Source organism: Streptomyces sp. NPDC058534, from assembly GCF_042717365.1.
GTDB lineage: Bacteria > Actinomycetota > Actinomycetes > Streptomycetales > Streptomycetaceae > Streptomyces.
Window position 1 is genome coordinate 27844 of record NZ_JBHXNW010000044.1, and the last position, 17524, is coordinate 45367.

Below are 17524 nucleotides of genomic sequence, written 5' to 3' on the forward strand. Positions count from 1 at the left end.
GCTATCCCCCTCCCCACCCGGTGGGGGGGGGGGAGCCGGGGGGGGGCGGGGGTGCGGCCCCCGGGGGGGGGGGGGGGGCCGCGCGCGGGGGGGGGGGGGGGGGGGGGGGGGTTGTTTGCCGCCGCGCCCCGCCTCTATATCCCAATGGAGCGGTTTGTCCGGATAAAGTGATCGCGTGACCGGGCGTTCCGCACTGACGCGTACCGCGCTGCCGCGTGCGGGGGCGGCCCTCGTGCTCCTCCTGCTGGTCCTGGTGGTGGTCCGGCTGCCCTGGATCGGTGACCTGGGCATGCACGCGGCCACCCTCGAACGCCTGCGGCACGACCTCCTCCACCCCGGCAACCCGCTGGTCGACGCGGACACCCCGAGCCCGTACTACTCACCGTGGACGGTGCCGCTGGGCTGGGTGGCCGGGGTGACCGGGTTCTCCGTGTTCACCGTGCTGCGGATCGGGGCGGTGGTGGCGCTCGGGGTGCTGGTGACGGGGGTGTGGCGGTACGCCCGCACGCTGAGCGCGCGCCCGGTGGTGCCCCCGCTGGCACTGCTGTGCCTGGTGCTGCTGTGGGGGACGACCGAGTTCAGCTGGAGCGGCTTTCTCGGGCTGCACTCCCTCGCGTTGACGGTGGCGTACCCGAGTGTGTTCGCCCTCGGGCTGGCGTTTCATCTGTGGGCGTGGCTGGCGCGGGCGGACGGGTGGGGGGCCTGGCTGGGATGCGGGGTGCTGTGGGCCGTGATCCTGCTGGTCCATCAGTACTCCGGGATCGTCGCGTCGTTGGGTGCGCTCGCCGTCGTGATCGGCGCGCGGCATGCCGGGCGAGGGGTGTGGGTGCGGGTGGCGGGGGCTCTGGCGCTGGGGGTGGTGGTGCTGTGGGTCTGGCCGTACTACGACTTCTTCGCGCTCTTCGGCGCCGGGGACGGGATGGACGAGGTGCACCGGTCGCTGTACCGGGACCTGTGGGCGCGGTACTGGCTGGTGCTGGTGGGGGTGGCAGCGCTGGTGGTGCGGTGGCGGCGCGACCGGCGGGACGTGCTGGTGCTGTTCTTCGCGCTGGGGCTGGTGGTGTTCGTGGCGGGTGGGGTGAGCGGGCACTGGTCGTGGGGGCGGGTGCTGCCCGCCGCGGTGATTCCGGCGCAGCTCGCGGTGGCGGTGCAGGTGGGGGAGTCCGGGTGTCGGGCGGTGCGGGGGGTGTGGGCCGGGGTGTTGGGGGTGGCGCTGGTGGTGGGGGTCTGGGGGCAGGTGGGGGTGCTGGGGTACGCGGTCGGGCCGGGGGTGTTGCCCGAGGTGGTGGCGGAGAAGTACCGGGAGCCGTGGGAGGGGTACGGCTGGATCACGCGGTGGGTGGGGTACGGGGACGTTGTCATGGCGAGGGAGTTTCCGTCCCGGCAGATTCCGGCGACCGGGGCGTACACGGTGGCGCCTGGGTACACCGACTTCTTCCTCGATGACGAGGGGGAGCGGGTGGGGGCGGTGCGGAGGTATTTCTCGGTGGGGGTGGGGGTGGAGGGTGTGGAGGGGAGCGTGCGGCGGGGGATCGAGCGGGAGTACGGGGTGCGGTGGGTGGTGGATCGGGGGGTGGGGCTTCGGGGGGATTCGGGGTTGCGGGAGGTGGAGCGGGGGCCGGGTGGGGCGGTGTTGTATGCGGTGGTGGGGTGAGCGGGGGTGTTGACGTGACGCGTGTCGGATGGGCCCCCGGCGTCCGTGCTGGCCGGGGGTGAGTGTCACTCGCCCGCGTTGGCGGGGTGCCGCTCTCTTTGGGACGGGCGCCGCCCCAGCGGCACGACTGCCCGCAGCTGAGCGGGATGGCGTCTGGGTCAGTGGAGGATGTTCGACGCCAAGCGGGCCGCCCGGCGGGTTCGGGGAGTTGACAGGTGGTGGGCGAGCGGGTGGAGGACGGTTGCCGTGAGGCCCACCGGGTGCCAGTGGATCTGTAGGCGGCCCGGGTTGTGGCCCTCCGGTTGCACCGTGACCCGGTGGGGGGTGGTGCCGGCGTGGTACGGGATGCGGGCGCTGAGGGGCGGGAAGTGCAGGGGGGCCAGGAGGATGCCCGTGTGGACGCGGCCCTGGTGGCGCAGCCGGAGTACGGGGTGGCGCAGGCCCTCGAAGCCGTGCAGGGGGAGGTGGGCAGCCGCGAGGTCCAGGCGGACGCGGCCCTCGAAGACGCCGGGGCGGACCGGGGAGAGGCGGAAGGGGACCGTCAGGCGCCGGCGGCCCGGCGAGAGGTGCAGGGTGGCACGCTGCGGGCCGACCGGGAGGCGCAGCGCAGGGTCGTAGGTGCGGACGGTGAGGTCGATCGACGCACCGGGGCCGCGCGCGACGTCCGTGATCTCGTGCCGGAGCAGGGCGGTGAAGAACGGGCGGGTGTCCAGCTCCAGGTCCGTCAGGTCCAGCTCGCGGCGGGCGTCGGCCGACCCGGGGACCTCCTCGCCCCAGTAGGTCCGGCCGCTCTCCTCGTCCGGCGTCACCCGGCGCGGGGCGACGGCGTGGCCCAGGCCCCGCGCGGCCACGCGTACGTCGGACAGGCGCCGGTCGCGCAGCAGTTGGAGGACGACCCGTTCGGCGCGGGGCAGCCGCGCGTACGCGCCCTCGGCGAGCGTGTCGAGGTAGGGCGTCATGAGGTCGGCGAAGGACGCGAGCCAGGCGTCGTCCCGGTAGGGGAGGTCACCGGCGTACATGCGGAAGTCGTGCTTGAGGAACTTGAAGTCCTTGTCCTCGCGCAGCGACTCGTGCCCGCTCCCGGTCAGGAACGCGTCGATGAGGCGCTGGACGTGGACGCGGTCGCGGACGTTGGTGAGGAGGTGCCGCTGGTTGGAGATGGACGCCGTCTCGGAGGCGGCGTACGGGGCGACGTACCAGCGGTAGACCGGCTCGGGGACGACGGTGAACGTCCTGGCCAGGCAGTACGCCTGCGCCGAGAAGAGCTGGTCCTCGTAGTGGATGCCCTCGGGGAAGCGCAGGCCGTGCCGGTCGAGGAAGGCGCGGGCGTACATCTTGCTGGTCGACAGGTGCTCGAAGAGCAGCCGCGGATCGGCCTCGATGCCGTCCAGGGTGCGGCGCTCGGCGACCAGGTGCGGCATCCAGGTGGTGCGGCGTCCGCCGTCCACGCGTATCCGGTGCACCGCGCCCATCGCGAAGTCGAGGTCGCGTTCGCGGTGGGCGGCGAGCAGGGTCTCGACGGCGCGCTCGGGGAGTTCGTCGTCGCTGTCCAGGAACATCAGGTACGGCGCCCGCGCGATCTCCAGGGCGCGGTTGCGCGGCGCGCTGCACCCGCCGCTGTTCTCCGGCAGCCGGAGGTACACGACGCGGGGGTCGCGGGCCGCCAGCGCGCGGGCCACCTCGGGGGTCGCGTCGGTCGAGTGGTCGTCGCTGATGACGATCTCGATGTTCGCGTGGGTCTGGCGCAGCACGGACGCGACCGCGCGCGGGAGGCGCTCGGCGTCGTTGTAGACGATGACCGTGACGGTGACGTCCGGGGCGTCCGAGGCCGCGGGCGCGGGCGGCGGGCCCGCGGCCGGGTTCGTGACAGGCTTCGTGACAGGACTCGTGGCGGCTCTCGTGACGGCTCTCATGACGCGGTGGCCTCCTCGGGGCTCGGCGCCGGGGTGCGCTCCTCGATCGGCAGGACCGGCGGCAGCGTCCGTTCGTCCTCGCCGAGGAAGACCCGGCGGACGACGCGTTCGGCGGCGCGTCCGTCGTCGTACTCGCAGAACCGGCGCCGGAAGGCGGTCCGCGCCTTGGCCGCGCGCTCGTCGCGCCAGGCGTCGGTGGTGAGGATCTCCGTCAGTTCCGCCTGGCCGCGGGCGACCGGGCCGGGTGCCTCGGCCATCAGGTCGAAGTAGACGCCGCGGGTGGTGCGGTACGTCTCCCAGTCGTCGGCGTGGATGACGATCGGGCGGTCCAGGTTGGCGTAGTCGAACATGATCGACGAGTAGTCCGTGACCAGCGCGTCGGCGGCCAGACACAGCTCCTCGACGGGTTCGTAGGAGGAGACGTCGATGAGGCGGCCGGTGCGGCGCAGGCCGGCCAGCGTGGCGGACGGGGCGGACGCGCCGTCGTAGAAGTAGTGGGCGCGCACCAGCAGGACCGTTTCCTCGCCGAGGTCGGCGGCCAGTGCCGCGAGGTCGAGGCGGGGGGTCCAGCCGGCCTCGTAGTCGCGGTGGGTGGGCGCGTAGAGGATCGCCCTGCGGCCGGGCGGGATGCCCAGCCGCTCGCGGACCGCGCGGACCTCGGCGGCGCCGGCCGTGTAGTAGACGTCGTTGCGCGGATAGCCGTGGTCGAGGGAGACGTGGCGGGACGGGTAGGCCCGCTGCCACATGCGGGTGGTGTGGCCGTTGGCGGAGACGCTGTAGTCCCACCGGTCGACGCGCTCCAGCAGTGCCGGGAAGTCCAGGCCCCGGGCGGCGGCGGGGTACGGCATCTGGTCCAGGCCCATGCGCTTGAGCGGGGTGCCGTGGTGGGTCTGGAGGTGGACGGTGCCGGGGCGTTTGACCACCGCGTCCGGGAAGTTGACGTTGTTGACGAGGTACTTGGCGCGGGCCAGCACCTCCCAGTAGCGGCGGGTGCCGGGGACGACGTGGTCGGTGCCGGGCGGCAGCAGCGCCGCGTTCGCCGCGGTGACCACCCACACCGGGTGGACGCTCGGGGCGAGTTCGGCCAGCTCGGCGGCTATCGCGGCCGGGTTGCAGGCCACGCCGCGGGCCCAGTACGCCGAGAAGACGGCGAGGTGCGGATCGATCGGGCGGGCCAGTGCCCTGCGGTACTGGAGGGCCCGCACCCGGTCACCGGCCAGGCGCTTGCCGGTGCGCGCCGCCGACCGCACCCCGCGGCGGGCGTGGTTGGCGGTCTGGAGGGCGCGGTACTTCGTGTACGCGCCGTCCGCCAGCAGCGACCGGCGTACGCCTTCGAGGCCGGCCGGACTCCGGTGGCCGTCGGGGCGCAGGCGCCGGGCGGCCGACGACGCCCGGCGGAAGAACTCCCGCGCCACGTCGTCCGGCAGCTCGGCGCGGGCGAAGGTGCGCAGGCAGTCGCGGACCATCAGGTCATACAGGGCGCCGCGGACGGCCGGGCGGTCGGCGGCGAGGCCGAGCAGCGTCTCGTAGCGGTCGACCAGGGCGTACCGCCGCTCCGGCGTGACCGGTGGAAGGCTCTCGGCGCGCAGCCGGCGGTCCTCGAACGCAGGCTGGTGCAGGCAGGCGACGCGGTCGGCGAGCAGTAGGGCGACGAGGGCGGCGAACGGCTCGTCGTCGGTGGTGAGGAGACGCTCGTGCGCACGCCAGAAGCCGGCGCGCACGGCGCGGTTCCCGAGCAGCGGGGTCAGCCCGAGCAGCGCCGCGCGGTCGTCCAGGGCGAGGTCGGCGCGGCCGGCGCGGGCGAGGCGGGGACCGTCGGGGGAGGGCAGACCGGAGGCCCGCCAGGTGCTGCGGACGTGGTCGAACAGCAGGACGTCCACCGTGTCGGGGAGGCCGGCGGTGTGCGCGGCCACGGCGCGCGGGGCGCCGGGCCGCAGCCCGTCCTTGGCGTGGACGAAGTGCAGCCACCGGCCCTTCGCCCGCGCCGCCCCCGCCGCGCGGGCCGCGCAGTCGCGGGCACCGTCGGGCAGGGGCAGCACGGTGAACGCGGGGGTGTGACCCTCGGCCGTCTCCCGGGCCCAGTCCCCGACGGCGGCGACGATCACCTCGACACCGGTGAGGGGGTGGGCGGCCAGGGAGTCGAGGAGTGCGGGCAGGTGGTCCTGGACGTTGGGGCCGTGGACGACGACGCTGAGGTCGGGGGTCTCGGGCATCGCTGGGACTCCTTGGTCTTGGTCGCTCCCGGCGCACTCCTTGGGTCGTATCTATTCGGACATGGTGGCATCAAACGCGCAAAAGGGTTAATCGTGAGTACGCCTCACGGGGGAAGGGCGTCGTCAGGCGGAGACCTTCGTCCCGGGCGCGGGCTTGGGCGCGGCCTGAGGTGCCGGCTTGGACGCGGCCTTCGGCTTCGCCGCCTTGTCCGGGCCGCCGGTGAACTTCTCGTACTCCTTCAGGACCTCCTCCGTGGGCCCGTCCATCCGCAGCTCGCCGCGCTCCAGCCACAGCACCCGGTCGCAGGTGTCGCGGATGGACTTGTTGCTGTGGCTGACCAGGAACACCGTGCCGGCGTGCTTGCGCAGCTCCCGGATGCGCTCCTCGGAACGCTTCTGGAAGGAGCGGTCGCCGGTGGCCAGGGCCTCGTCGACCAGCAGGACGTCGTGGTCCTTGGCCGCGGCGATGGAGAACCGCAGGCGGGCGGACATCCCGGAGGAGTACGTGCGCATCGGCAGGGTGATGAAGTCGCCCTTGTCGTTGATCCCGGAGAAGTCGACGATGTCCTGGTAGCGCTCCTTGATCTGCGCGCGGGACATGCCCATCGCCAGGCCGCCGAGGTACACGTTGCGCTCGCCGGTGAGGTCGTTCATCAGGGCGGCGTTCACGCCGAGCAGCGAGGGCTGGCCGTCGGTGTAGATACGGCCGTTCTCCACCGGGAGCAGCCCGGCGACCGCCTTGAGCAGCGTCGACTTGCCGGAGCCGTTGGTGCCGATCAGCCCGATCGCCTCGCCCCGGTACGCCGCGAAGGACACGTTCTTCACGGCGTGCACCCGGCGCACGCCCACCGCCTTCTCGCTCTTCCTCCGGCGCAGGATGCGGTTGAGGGCGGCGGTCGCGGAACCGCGGCCCGCCCCGGTGCCGTTGACCCGGTAGACGATGTCGACACCGTCGGCGACGACGGTGGGGACGCGCTCGCCCGTCTGATGGATGCTGCCGGTGTTGTCAGCCACGACCGTACGTCTCCTCGGCCTTCCAGAAGTAGATGAAGCCGCCGATCCCGGCGGCCAGGGCCCAGCCCAGGGCCATCGCCCACACGTGGTCCGGCAGCATGTCCCCGCCGAAGCTGTCGATCAGGGCGAACCGCATCAGGTCGATGTAGACGACGGCCGGGTTGACCTGGAGCAGCGGGCCGACCCAGGACGGCAGGTCGCTGTCGGGGCCGGTCATGTGGTGGATGCTGAACATGACGCCCGAGGCGTACATCCAGGTGCGCAGCAGGAAGGGCATCAGCTGGGCCATGTCCGGGATCCTGGACCCCACCCGGGCCATGATCATCGCCACGCCCGCGTTGAACACGAACTGGAGCACCAGCGCCGGGATCGCCAGCAGCCAGGAGGGCCCGGGCGGCACGCCGAACGCGAGCAGGATCACCACGAGGGCGGCCATCGAGAACATCAGCTGCTGGAGCTGCTGGAGGCAGAAGGAGACCGGCAGCGCGGCCCGCGGGAAGTGCAGGGCGCGGACGAGGCCGAGGTTGCCGGATATCGCCCGGGTGCCCGCCATGATCGAACTCTGCGTGAACGTCCACACGAACACGCCGGTGACCAGGAACGGGACGAAGTCCTCCACCCCGTGGCTGGTGTTCATCAGCATGCCGAAGACGAAGTAGTACACCGCCGCGTTGAGCAGCGGCGTCATCACCTGCCAGACCTGGCCCAGCTTGGCCTGGCTGTACTGGGCGGTGAGCTTGGCGGTGGAGAAGGCGCCGATGAAGTGCCGGCGGGCCCACAGCTGACGGACGTACTCGGGCAGGGAGGGGCGGGCGCCGCTGACCGTCAGACCGTGGCGGGCGGCGAGGGCCCCGAGGTCGTGGTCGGCGGGGACGGGCGGGGCCGCTGTCGGGGGCGGTGTGTCGAGGACCTGACTCACTCCGCGCTGCTTTCGCTCGGGGGGTGGAGGCGATTCCGGGGGTGGAGGCGATACCCGTCGTTCACCCGGGTGTCGTGAGGCGTTCATTCACGTCGGGACGGCACCGTATCGTCGTAACGGGAGCGTACGGCGTGCTGACGCCGGAACGCAACCGTTTCGTCGTGACGCCCTATGCTGTCCCGCATGACGACCGACGCCGCCGACGAGCCCCAGCCGCGCCCGCGCCGCCGCCGGGCTCCCGCCGGGGCGGCCGTGCTCCGCGAGGACGTGACGGAGGCGATCCGGGCGGCCGCCTTCGAGGAACTGGCGGCGGTCGGCTACGCGCGGATGTCCATCGAGGGGATCGCGCGCCGCGCGGGGGTCGGCAAGACCGCCGTCTACCGGCGCTGGCGCTCCAAGCTGCACCTGGTGCTCGACGTCGTCTCGGCGCTGGCCGTGCAGGGCCTGCCCGCACCCGACACGGGCTCACTGGAGGGTGACCTGCGGCTGCTGTACGAGGTGACGTCCCGGGCCCTGCGCCACCCGGTGGCCTCGCAGATCATCCCCGACCTCCAGGCGGAGGCGGCCCGCAATCCCGAGATCGCCGAGGCGCTGCGGAAGACCCTGCGCGAGGGCCAGGACGGCGTCGCCAGCAAGATCCTCGCGGCGGCGACGGAACGCGGCGAGCTGGGCGCCGCCCTCGACACCGACCTGGCCCTCGACCTGATCTCGGGCCCGCTGTACTGGCGCTCGGTGGTCATCCGCAGCCCGCAGCTGCCGAAGGGCCACCTGGCCGCACTGGCCCGGGCCACGGCGGCGGGCCTGAGGGCGCTCTGAGACCGGTCGGGTGTTTCCGGCAGGTCGTGCGGGGGCCACCCGGGCGACGGGGGTGGGGACCAAGTTGCGCCGTTCGTGAAGGTGACCGACACCCTCACAACTTCATGATCGGCAATGGGAAATGGGGGGCCGGCGACTGCCGTCAGGCGATGCGGTGCTGCCAGCGCAGCGCCGGTTTGTCGCCGATCCAGTGCGACGAAGAGCGGGTGGTGATCTGCCGTCCCCCGATCCAGTACGTGTGGGACCTGTCGGTGATGTGAAGCCGTACGGCACTGACATCAGGACTTCCCGCGTCCTGCCACGCGACGAGTGCCTGCTCGATGTCGTCCCAGAGGGCCACGGGGCCGCCTTGGCGGACAGTCCACCCGGTGTTGTTCGCGACGAACTCGGCGAACGACTCGCGATCCGGGTCGAATGCGAACAGGAGCGGGGTGCCGCCGCTCGTCGTGGCGCGGGTGAACTGTGCCCCGGGAGCGGCGAGCTGGCTGAGGAAGGCAGGCATCCACTCCTCCAGCATCGTGGGCGGCAGCTTTGTCTCCCGCTCGCTGTCGGCGTAGGCCGTCCTCGCGGACAGGTCGCCGGATACCGGTGCGGTGAACTGGGAGCGCGCCTGCATGAACGAGGAGCGGCCGATGATCCGCCCCTCGGCGGTGCCGCCCTCGCCCACGGTGACCTTCGCGAGGCCGGTGCCGTAGGGCCAGGAGCCGAGGGTGGCCAGGATGACCCCGCCCGGCTTGGTCTGCCTGATCCAGGTGTGGGGAATGCGGCGGACGGCACAGGTGGCGATGACGCGGTCGTACGGTGCACGGCGTGGGTGGCCGAGGAGCCCGTCCCCGGTGACGGTCCATGTCGAGTATCCGGCCGTCTCAAGTGCGGCGTCCGCACGGGCCGCTACGCCCGGATCCACTTCGACGGTGGTCACGTTGTCCTCGCCGAGGCGGTGGCACATCAGGGCCGAGGAGTAACCGGTGCCCGTGCCGATCTCCAGCACGTGATGACCTTCCTCCACGTCCAGGTCCTCGATCATGCCCATCACGGTGACCGGGGTGGTGGATGACGACGTCGGCACGCCTGTCACCAGGTCACTGGCCTGGTCAGCGGTCAGGTGTCCGTCGAGTTGGGTCGTCAGGGACTCGTCGCGATAGGCGATTCGTGGCCATTCCGTCGGACCAGCTCCGACCGCGCTAACCGGTCGCCATCGGCCGCCGTCCACAGGCAGGAACACGCCTGGGTGGAGGAACAACTCCCGCGGTACGGCCTCTACTGCGACCCGCCATTGGGGGGTTCTGAGGACGCCGGCCTTCTCCAGCCGGTCGGCGAGGGCACGACGCTCGGGCGCGGTGTCGGTCATGGAGTTTCTCCTCGTGTCAGCAGGTCGGCCCATGCGGCGGATATCTCCAGTCCGGTTGGGCAACTCGCCGGGCCCGGACCTCGTGAGTGCGGCGACGACGTCGAGGCTCCGACTCGAGAGCGGTCTCGGAGCAGGGCTCAGCTCGCGCGGACGCGCTCCAGTAGATCGTCCACGCATTCGACTCCGCCGTGTTTCTTGAACTCCGGGGCGAGGTCGCGCACGAGGGCGACGCAGCGCGGAGCGCCGATCTGCTTGGCCAGGGCGAGTGATTCCGCGGCGGTGGCTGCCGCTTGGTCGATGTCGCCCGCTCGCAGGAAGCTGCCCGCCTCGTAGCTGAGGAACACGGCCCGTGTCTTGTCGCGGGCGCCGGGAAGCAGGGCGGTGCCTTCCCCGATCAGCTTGTGGGCACGCTCGGGCTCGCCGAGATCGAGCAGGCACTGCCCGGAGTCCACCGACAGGTCGGCGGGGGACATCCATGAGCACCACGCCGGCGGCTCACTCGTACTTCGCGCCAGCTCCTGTTCCGCTGTGGCCAGTGAACGGCGGCAGGCGTGTGCTTCGCCGAGCGCGGCCTGGGCACGTGCGAGGCGAAGGTGCAACAGGGAGCGGGCGGTGGGGTGGTGGGTTCGCAGAACGGCGCTTTTGAGGATCTCTGCGGCGGTCTGCGGAGCATTCAGCCATGTGGCCTGGTAAGCGAGATCGGACATGATGCCGGCGCCGAGATCGCGGTCACCGGAGGCATGGGCGCTGTGCAGGGCACCGTGCCAGAAGCGGCCGGCCGCGGCGTGCTTGCCTTGATCGAAGCGGTGCCAGCCGACCGTCTGGGACATGCGTGCGGCCAGGGTATGCAAGCGCTGGCCGACGAGTTGGGTGTAGTTGCCGCCGTCGATCAGTTCCGTGACAGTCGTCAAGTGGGCGTCGAGAAGCGTACGCGTGTGCTGGCGCTGCTCGGTGACCAGACTGGTGAGCTTCTGCCCGGCGGCTTCCAGCAGGTCGACCAGCTCGGCGTCGACTGCCTTGCCGTCCAAGGCTCTGGCCACGGCCTGTGGCTCGGTGGCGGCCCACTGGTGGGCGAGGCCGACCAAGGCGGCGGAGCTGTAGGTCAGGAACGTGCGGCGGTCCATGGAGGTTCGCAGTGCCTCTCGAAGAGCGGGAACGGTGCTGTTGGGCCCGAGAGACATCGAGCTGTCGCGACTGGGCAGCCACTGCGGCCAGCCGAGGGTGGCAACGGGACTCTGGTCGATCTCGAACACGTCGGCGAGGAGTATCTGGGAATCGCCATCAGGGGTCGCCCGATCGTTCTCCCAGTTCCAGATCCGCTGCCGGTCCACACCTGAACGAAGTCCACGTCGCAGAGCTGCCTGCCGGACGCGGCGGGCGAGTTCGGGCTGGGTCCATCCGCGCTCGATCCGGGCGTACGCGAGCGGGTGGCGGATCAGGTCATCCACGGGGCAATCCCATCATCCTGCGTGACCGGAAGCGTACTGCGCGTGGCCCGGGACTACACCGGGACTACCGCCAACTCATGTTCTGAGTCGAACGGTTGAGCTGTACTGCCAGCAGATCCCCGCTGACGGGGCGGGGCCTAGAGCCGGGAGAGGAGGTACGCGATGAGCGAGTCGAAGAAGGCCGCGACGCCGAAGGTGACCGCCGAGGCGGTGAGGGCTCTGCAGCGCCGGGTGAAGGCGTTCGCCGCGTCCGGCGCCACCAGTCACGCGCCGACCACGTACCACAGGTGACAGGCATCTGTTGGTGAGACGTCGGCGGCCGGGGATGCCGACACCGTCCCCGGCCGCTTCCCTTCACACGTTCCACGACCAGACAACAGGAGGTGCACAATGGCCGCTCCCGCCGGGCTGGAGCTGACGTTCCTGGGCCACCAGACATGGCACATCACCGATGGCCTGTCCACGGTACTGCTCGACCCGATTCTGACCGAAGCCTTCGGTGTCGGGAACCTGCGGTTCCCCATCTGGCCGCCCCGCGGCATCGACGTCGCGGCGATGCCGCTGCCGGACGCGGTGATCCTCAGCCACGAGCACCTGGACCACTTCCACCTGCCCTCGCTGAACCTGTTGCCGAAGACCGTCCCGGTGTACACCGGCATGACGACCCCGGCCGCTGTCACCGAGGCCATCGAGGTACTCGGTTTCACCGTGCACCGCCTCGACCACACCAAGTCCCTGACCATGGGCGGCATCGAGATCACGCTCTACCCAGCGGGCGCCCGCACCCTGTTCTGGGAACAACGCGTCGCTCAGCCCCTGATCCGGCAGACCGGCGCCACCGGCAACGATGTGTTCGTCGGCGTCGACGCCGACGTCTCCGACCTCTACATCGAGCACCTCACTGACGGCGCGCTCAAGCCTCCGCGGCTCGCGATCGTGTCCAACAACGCGCAGACCGTCCCCTACGGCGCGCTCGGTGCGGACAACAACCTCTTGCCGGGCATGGACAGTCCCCGCAACCGCAAGACCGGAATCGAGATCCTCAGCGGGCTCCTGATCGACTACTGCAAGCCGCTCGACGGCGTGGCGGACGTCGCGCTGTGCGGCAACGGGTTCACCGCCCCGCGCAGCCCGCACGGCCCGTTCCTCTACGCCGACCACCCCGCGCTCGCCGAGGCCGCCAACGCTCTCCAGCACCTCTTCCGCGTACACGGTCCGCGCCCCGGGGACCGACTCACCGTTCCGTACGGCACCGGCCCCATCGCCACCTCCCGCGCCCCATGGGTCCACCTCGACCCGGTCGCTGAGGCCCATGCTCTGGAGGGGCAGCACGCCTTCCTCGCCGACCCGAATCAGGTGGAACCCACCCCGGTTACCACGGCTCTTCCGGAGGAACAGTGGGAGACGGCGCGTGCCCTGCTCGCCGAGGAACTGCCGCGGATGGCCCGTGAGCTGATCGCGACCCGGATGGGCGCCCTGGCCTCTGGCATCCACGACTACCTCCACGGCCCGGTCGGCTCCCGCCGCGCTGTGCTGCGCCTGCTCGACCCGCCGGGCATCGAAACCGGTGTCGAGTCCTACGCCTGGAACATCACCGGGCCTACGTGGGAGCAGGTGGAGCCCACCGGCCGTGAAGAGGCCATGGCTCGCTACCCGTTCGGCATCGAGATCTACTACCAGGACCTGATCGCCGTCTTCCAGGGCCGCGCTCAGATCTGGGACATTGTCGGAGGCTCATATCAGGGCTGGCACATCGGCGAACCGCTCGACTCCCCGGTGTACGCCCTGTTCGCGGTCTACGGCGAGCACCAGCGCCCCGACCTGGCCGCCCGCTGCTATCACCACAGTCTCACCACGCTCGGCTACACCCAGGGCGCGGCGGCGTGAGCACCACCCTGGCCGGGCCACTCGCCGGCGCCGCCCGCGTGCGGCCCGACGGGTGGCTCGCCACCCCGCTCACCACCGACCCGGCGCAGGCGGCGGCCCAGGCCCGCTCTCTGATCCACCGACACCATCCGGCCGCGCCCGGGCCGGTACGCTGCCTGACCGCCCGCTACCGCACCTCGACCTTCACGCTCGGCGCCCCGCCCCGGCAACTCCTCAAGCGCCACGGCGACGAGGCCGCCTACCTCGGCGAGGCCCTCGCCTACCAATTACTGGAGGGCGAAACGGTCCTGCCTGAGCTGCACAGCGTCAGCGACACCAGCCGTACTTTGGTCGCCGGCTTCCTCGACGATCCCGCAGCTATCGACCACGAGGACGGATTCGAGGAGCTGATCGCCGCCGTCGCGGCCATCCACACCGCGCCCGCCCGGTGGCCCCAGCACACCACCGAGATCATGAGCCAGTGGCGCCTGGGCACCACAGTCGGCGCGCCTGCGCCGACGTGGGCCCGGGATCCCGCCGCGTGGCGCGAGCTGCTTCAGCTGACCGCCGCCGCGCACGGCGACAGCCACGTTCCCCTCGGCCACCTCGACCTCAAGGCCGACCACTGCCGACGTCGCGTCGACGGGCGCTTCGCGCTCATCGACGCGGAGACCCTGCGCCCGGACCTGACCGGACTGCCCGACCTCATCACCCTTGCCTACCTCGGACAAGTGGAAGGGCGCGCCCTGCGCCCGCGCTGGATTCGCCAGGCATATCGTCGTCACACCAACTACCGCGGCGCGCAGTGGAGCGACGCAGACCTCGTGCGTGCGCTGACCACGTTCGCCAAGGCCACCGGCCTCACCTCCCTCCACGGCGTCGACCAGTAACCGACGGAGGTACGAGTGTTCAACGGGATCCGCGCCGTCATGTTTTTCGCCGAAGACCCAGAGAAGTCCGCCCGCTGGTGGGGCAGCGTCCTGGAGACCGAGGTTCACCTCGATATCGACGGCGACGCCGCCTACGCCTGGCTCGACATCGGCGGCGTCGAATTCGGCTTCCACCCCCAGGACGAGAAACGCAACCGGCGCGGCGGCAGCCCTGTGCCGTACTGGGCAGTCGACGACGTCGACGCCGTACGACAGCGCCTCCTAGCCGCCGGATGCACCCACCACCGCGGCCCACTCGATGTCCGCGACGGCACCGGCCGCAAGATCGCACAGCTCACCGACCCGTTCGGCAACGTCATCGGCATCGACGGATTCTGAAGCTTCGCGGAGGGCACCCATGCGGCACTGGCCGGTCACCCAGCTCAAGCTCACCACCCCCGACCTGGTACTACGCGTTCCCGACGACGACCAGCTCGACGAACTCGCGCAAGTGGCGGCCGACGGCGTTGTCCCACCCGGCGCCGTGCACTTCCCGCAGCCCTGGGCCTCCGGCCCCTCCGAGCAGACCGCCCGCAATGTCCTGCAGAACCATTGGTGGGCCCGCGGCGACTGGCGTGAGGACAACTGGCGCCTTCTCCTGGCCGTCTTCTGCGACGGCCAGGTCATCGGCCAACAGAACCTCTCCGCCCGCGGCTTCCACATCACCCGGGAGGCGCGCACCGGCTTCTGGCTCGGGCGGCGTTTCCAGGGCCGCGGCTTCGGCACTCAAATGCGCGCCGCCGCCCTTCACCTCGCCTTTGCCTGCCTCGGCGCGGAGCTGGTCACCTCCACCGCCTTCGCAGACAACGCCGCATCCCGCCGCATCTCCGAGAAGTTCGACTACGAGTCCAATGGTCGACGGCGCCTCGCCGTTGACCAGCACCTCGTCGAAGCCCACGAGGCCGTACTCACCGCCGAACGATGGCACCGACGGAACCACGGGCCCACCCTGGTCAAAGGCTTCGACGAGTGTCGGCACATGTTCGGCGTCCCTGCCGCGCCGGAACCCGTGGACCCTCAGGTTGGCAAGCTCAACACGAGGCTGTAGCGAGTGGCTTCGGAGCCGCTGGCTAGTTGAACGCACCTTCCGCAGTGCCGCGCGCGAACGCGTTGAACCCGGAGGACGGGAACACCAGGGCGGGGCCGCCCGGGTTCTTGCTGTCACGTACCGCACGCCCACCGTCCGGTAGCCTCGCAACCTCAACACAGTTCCCGTTGTTGCCGGAGTACGAAGACTTCACCCATTCCAGATCTGCCGCCGAAGCAGATTCGATGTACGGCTTCATCACTTTTCCATTTCCCTTATGGCGTTCAGGATGAACGCCCGTGACTTACTGACATGGCGATGCATGACCCGGGGTGATTCGTTGGGATCGCGTCATCTCCGCCCGTATCCGAACCAAAGGGGGCGTGCATGGCTGACCAGAGGACGGAACAAGCGCGGTACCGGCGGCATCGACCCGCCGTCAGGGCTGCTCGTGTGGACGTGCGCGAATTAGCGGACAAGTGGGAAGTGCCTGCGCTGGCGGACACGTTGGAGTCGGCGGTCAGCGAGCTGGTTGCGAACGCCGTCGTTCATGGCGGAACCGGCCGAGTCAGCCACGTCCAGGTGACCTACAGCCTGACCGATCAATGCCTGCGCGTCGAAGTCCGCGACGCGCGCAGCGACTCGGCGTCCCGGGCACCGAGGAGTGGGCAAGGAAGGCGCCCTCCGGCCCGAACCCGAAGGGCATGCACAAGGCGTCAGTCCCGCGCCGCCTCCGGATGCAGCCGTACCCAGCCCGACCACGCCGACGTGATCATTTCCTCGACGTCGTACTTGGCCTTCCAGTCCAGTTCGACGGCGGCTCGGTCGGCCGAGGCGACGACGCGGGCCGGGTCGCCGGGGCGGCGGGGAGTGACCGTCGGAGGGTGGTCGTAGCCGGTCAGGGCGTTGATGTGGTCGATCATCTCGCGGACGGAGACGCCCTCGCCCCGGCCGATGTTGAGGGTGAGGGTGCGGCCCGGCGAGGACTGGAGGGCGCGGGCCGCGGCGACGTGGGCCTCGGCCAGGTCGACGACGTGGATGTAGTCGCGGACGCAGGTGCCGTCCGGCGTCGCGTAGTCGTCGCCGAAGACGCGCGGGGCGGCGCCCTCGGTCAGCTTCTCGAAGACCATCGGGACGAGGTTGTAGACGCCGGTGTCGGCCAGGTCCGGGCTCGCCGCGCCCGCCACGTTGAAGTAGCGGAGAGAGGCGGTGGACAGGCCCGTCGCCCGGCCGGTGGCGCGGACCAGCCATTCGCCGGCCAGCTTGGTCTCGCCGTACGGCGACATGGGCGCGCACGGCGTCTCCTCCGTCACCAGGTCGACGTCCGGCATGCCGTACACGGCGGCGGAGGAGGAGAAGACGAAGGACGGGACCTCGGCCGCCGTGACCGCGTCCAGCAGGACGCGCAGGCCCTCGACGTTCTCCCGGTAGTAGTGCAGCGGCAGGTCCACCGACTCGCCGACCTGCTTCTTCGCGGCCAGGTGCACGACGCCGGTGACGGAGTGGTCGGCGAGGGCGCGGGCGATCCGTTCGCCGTCCAGGACCGAGCCCACCACCAGGGGGACGCCGTCGGGCACGCGGTCGGCGATGCCGGTGGACAGGTCGTCGTACACCACCGCCTTCTCGCCCGCCTCGGTCATCGCCCGTACGACGTGCGCCCCGATGTATCCGGCGCCGCCGGTGATCAGCCAGGTCATGTGCGGCCGTCCCCTCGTGAGTGGTCCTGGGTGGACAGTGGTCGTGAGTGTCCCGAGTGGACATGATCCTTCATCCCGGCGCCCCGCGGGCGCCCGCACCCCTCAGGACGGTGCCGGGGCCGGATCGGTGCCGTACGCGTCCAGGGCGGAGGTGAGCCGGTCGAGGCGGTCGCGCAGGTCCTGGACCTCGGTCACGTCCAGGCCCGTCGCCGCGGCGATCCGGCGCGGCACCTCGGCGGCCCGCTCGCGCAGCGCGACGCCCTCCCCGGTCAGTCGCACCTCCACCGACCGCTCGTCGCGCGCGCTGCGCTCCCGCCGGACCAGACCGGCCGCCTCCAGCCGCTTGAGCAGCGGTGAGAGCGTGCCGGAGTCGAGGCGGAGGTGCTCGCCGAGCTTCTTCACGGGCAGTTCCTCGTGCTCCCACAGCACCAGCAGCACCAGGTACTGCGGGTAGGTGAGTCCCAGGTCCTTGAGGACCACGCGGTAGACCCCGCCGAAGGCGCGGGACGCGGCGTTCAGGGAGAAGCAGATCTGCTGGTCCAGGCGGAGCCAGTCGGTAGCGGGCGTGGTCATGGGGTCCAGGGTAGCCGACCTGGCGTCATTAAGTTGCGTGCAATTGAGTTGTGCATCATCAAGTTGCGCAACATCGAGTTGCGTGCTCTACTTGTCGGTGTCAG

At 71.1% G+C, this 17524-nt stretch carries 16 protein-coding genes and 1 pseudogene; 8 read left to right on the top strand and 9 right to left on the bottom strand.

Annotation, left to right across the window (positions count from 1 at the left end; all coding sequences use genetic code 11):
• The first annotated feature begins 175 nt into the window (after positions 1-175).
• Positions 176-1654 carry a hypothetical protein gene (locus tag ACFWR9_RS25345; protein ID WP_383846019.1) on the top strand — a complete coding sequence of 493 codons (1479 nt, stop codon included), beginning with the start codon at positions 176-178 and terminating at the stop codon, positions 1652-1654.
• Between the two features lie 158 nt (positions 1655-1812).
• On the opposite strand, the gene ACFWR9_RS25350 is transcribed toward ACFWR9_RS25345, so the two are convergent.
• The 4 genes from ACFWR9_RS25350 to ACFWR9_RS25365 all read right to left on the bottom strand — a co-directional run bounded on the left by ACFWR9_RS25350 (position 1813) and on the right by ACFWR9_RS25365 (position 7713).
• The gene (locus ACFWR9_RS25350; RefSeq protein ID WP_383846021.1) at positions 1813-3567 is read right to left on the bottom strand and encodes a glycosyltransferase; all 1755 of its coding nucleotides are present in this window, start codon (positions 3565-3567) and stop codon (positions 1813-1815) included.
• Positions 3564-5780: a CDP-glycerol glycerophosphotransferase family protein gene (locus ACFWR9_RS25355; protein ID WP_383846023.1), complete on the bottom strand. Its 2217-nt coding sequence runs from the start codon at positions 5778-5780 to the stop codon at positions 3564-3566. The genes ACFWR9_RS25350 and ACFWR9_RS25355 overlap by 4 nt, the downstream gene beginning before the upstream one ends.
• Positions 5781-5903: 123 nt before the next feature.
• Positions 5904-6794 carry an ABC transporter ATP-binding protein gene (locus ACFWR9_RS25360; RefSeq protein WP_383846025.1) on the bottom strand — a complete coding sequence of 297 codons (891 nt, stop codon included), beginning with the start codon at positions 6792-6794 and terminating at the stop codon, positions 5904-5906.
• The gene (locus tag ACFWR9_RS25365) at positions 6787-7713 is read right to left on the bottom strand and encodes an ABC transporter permease (RefSeq protein ID WP_383846027.1); all 927 of its coding nucleotides are present in this window, start codon (positions 7711-7713) and stop codon (positions 6787-6789) included. Before ACFWR9_RS25365 ends, ACFWR9_RS25360 begins: the two co-directional genes overlap by 8 nt.
• Positions 7714-7896: 183 nt before the next feature.
• Here ACFWR9_RS25365 and ACFWR9_RS25370 point away from each other — a divergent pair, with 183 nt between their 5' ends.
• Positions 7897-8529, top strand: a complete 633-nt coding sequence (locus ACFWR9_RS25370) for a TetR/AcrR family transcriptional regulator (protein WP_383846029.1) — start codon at positions 7897-7899, stop codon at positions 8527-8529.
• Positions 8530-8671: 142 nt separating this feature from the next.
• On the opposite strand, the gene tgmC is transcribed toward ACFWR9_RS25370, so the two are convergent.
• Both tgmC and ACFWR9_RS25380 read right to left on the bottom strand, forming a co-directional pair.
• Positions 8672-9880, bottom strand: coding sequence for an ATP-grasp peptide maturase system methyltransferase (tgmC, locus tag ACFWR9_RS25375; RefSeq protein WP_383846031.1), 1209 nt, complete (start codon positions 9878-9880; stop codon positions 8672-8674).
• 137 nt (positions 9881-10017) lie between these two features.
• Positions 10018-11328 carry a helix-turn-helix transcriptional regulator gene (locus tag ACFWR9_RS25380; RefSeq protein WP_383846033.1) on the bottom strand — a complete coding sequence of 437 codons (1311 nt, stop codon included), beginning with the start codon at positions 11326-11328 and terminating at the stop codon, positions 10018-10020.
• Positions 11329-11490: 162 nt separating this feature from the next.
• Here ACFWR9_RS25380 and ACFWR9_RS25385 point away from each other — a divergent pair, with 162 nt between their 5' ends.
• The 5 genes from ACFWR9_RS25385 (at position 11491) to ACFWR9_RS25405 (ending at position 15171) form a co-directional block, all read left to right on the top strand.
• Positions 11491-11619, top strand: a complete 129-nt coding sequence (locus ACFWR9_RS25385; RefSeq protein WP_383846035.1) for a hypothetical protein — start codon at positions 11491-11493, stop codon at positions 11617-11619.
• Between the two features lie 99 nt (positions 11620-11718).
• Positions 11719-13215 (top strand): MBL fold metallo-hydrolase, encoded by a 1497-nt coding sequence (locus ACFWR9_RS25390; protein WP_383846037.1) that lies wholly within the window; start codon positions 11719-11721, stop codon positions 13213-13215.
• Positions 13212-14084 (top strand): hypothetical protein, encoded by an 873-nt coding sequence (locus tag ACFWR9_RS25395; RefSeq protein ID WP_383846039.1) that lies wholly within the window; start codon positions 13212-13214, stop codon positions 14082-14084. Before ACFWR9_RS25390 ends, ACFWR9_RS25395 begins: the two co-directional genes overlap by 4 nt.
• A 39-nt stretch (positions 14085-14123) precedes the next feature.
• Entirely contained in the window at positions 14124-14462 is a 339-nt protein-coding gene (locus tag ACFWR9_RS25400) for a VOC family protein (protein ID WP_383846041.1), read from the top strand.
• A 19-nt stretch (positions 14463-14481) separates the two neighbouring features.
• Positions 14482-15171: a GNAT family N-acetyltransferase gene (locus ACFWR9_RS25405; protein ID WP_383846043.1), complete on the top strand. Its 690-nt coding sequence runs from the start codon at positions 14482-14484 to the stop codon at positions 15169-15171.
• Positions 15172-15193: 22 nt separating this feature from the next.
• Here the strand turns inward: ACFWR9_RS25405 and ACFWR9_RS25410 are convergent, their stop codons facing one another.
• On the bottom strand, positions 15194-15409 hold the full coding sequence (locus ACFWR9_RS25410) for a DUF397 domain-containing protein (RefSeq protein ID WP_383846045.1): 216 nt from the start codon (positions 15407-15409) through the stop codon (positions 15194-15196).
• 128 nt (positions 15410-15537) lie between these two features.
• Between ACFWR9_RS25410 and ACFWR9_RS25415 the strand changes: the two are divergent.
• A pseudogene (locus tag ACFWR9_RS25415) lies at positions 15538-15786 on the top strand (ATP-binding protein); the annotation flags it as partial.
• Between the two features lie 80 nt (positions 15787-15866).
• Here the strand turns inward: ACFWR9_RS25415 and galE are convergent.
• Positions 15867-16847 carry a UDP-glucose 4-epimerase GalE gene (galE, locus tag ACFWR9_RS25420; RefSeq protein WP_383846047.1) on the bottom strand — a complete coding sequence of 327 codons (981 nt, stop codon included), beginning with the start codon at positions 16845-16847 and terminating at the stop codon, positions 15867-15869.
• A 102-nt stretch (positions 16848-16949) separates the two neighbouring features.
• A complete protein-coding gene (locus ACFWR9_RS25425) occupies positions 16950-17420 on the bottom strand; it encodes a MarR family winged helix-turn-helix transcriptional regulator (RefSeq protein ID WP_383846049.1) in 471 nt (156 codons plus the stop codon).
• Between the last annotated feature and the right edge of the window lie 104 nt (positions 17421-17524).

Bases quoted from the DNA above. Each gene is read 5' to 3' on its own strand.
- ACFWR9_RS25350 (WP_383846021.1), bottom strand. From the start codon at position 3,567: ATGAGAGCCGTCACGAGAGCCGCCACGAGTCCTGTCACGAAGCCTGTC.
- ACFWR9_RS25355 (WP_383846023.1), bottom strand. From the start codon at position 5,780: ATGCCCGAGACCCCCGACCTCAGCGTCGTCGTCCACGGCCCCAACGTC.
- ACFWR9_RS25370 (WP_383846029.1), top strand. From the start codon at position 7,897: ATGACGACCGACGCCGCCGACGAGCCCCAGCCGCGCCCGCGCCGCCGC.
- tgmC (WP_383846031.1), bottom strand. From the start codon at position 9,880: ATGACCGACACCGCGCCCGAGCGTCGTGCCCTCGCCGACCGGCTGGAG.
- ACFWR9_RS25385 (WP_383846035.1), top strand. From the start codon at position 11,491: ATGAGCGAGTCGAAGAAGGCCGCGACGCCGAAGGTGACCGCCGAGGCG.
- ACFWR9_RS25390 (WP_383846037.1), top strand. From the start codon at position 11,719: ATGGCCGCTCCCGCCGGGCTGGAGCTGACGTTCCTGGGCCACCAGACA.
- ACFWR9_RS25400 (WP_383846041.1), top strand. From the start codon at position 14,124: ATGTTTTTCGCCGAAGACCCAGAGAAGTCCGCCCGCTGGTGGGGCAGC.
- ACFWR9_RS25405 (WP_383846043.1), top strand. From the start codon at position 14,482: ATGCGGCACTGGCCGGTCACCCAGCTCAAGCTCACCACCCCCGACCTG.
- ACFWR9_RS25410 (WP_383846045.1), bottom strand. From the start codon at position 15,409: ATGAAGCCGTACATCGAATCTGCTTCGGCGGCAGATCTGGAATGGGTG.
- galE (WP_383846047.1), bottom strand. From the start codon at position 16,847: ATGACCTGGCTGATCACCGGCGGCGCCGGATACATCGGGGCGCACGTC.
- ACFWR9_RS25425 (WP_383846049.1), bottom strand. From the start codon at position 17,420: ATGACCACGCCCGCTACCGACTGGCTCCGCCTGGACCAGCAGATCTGC.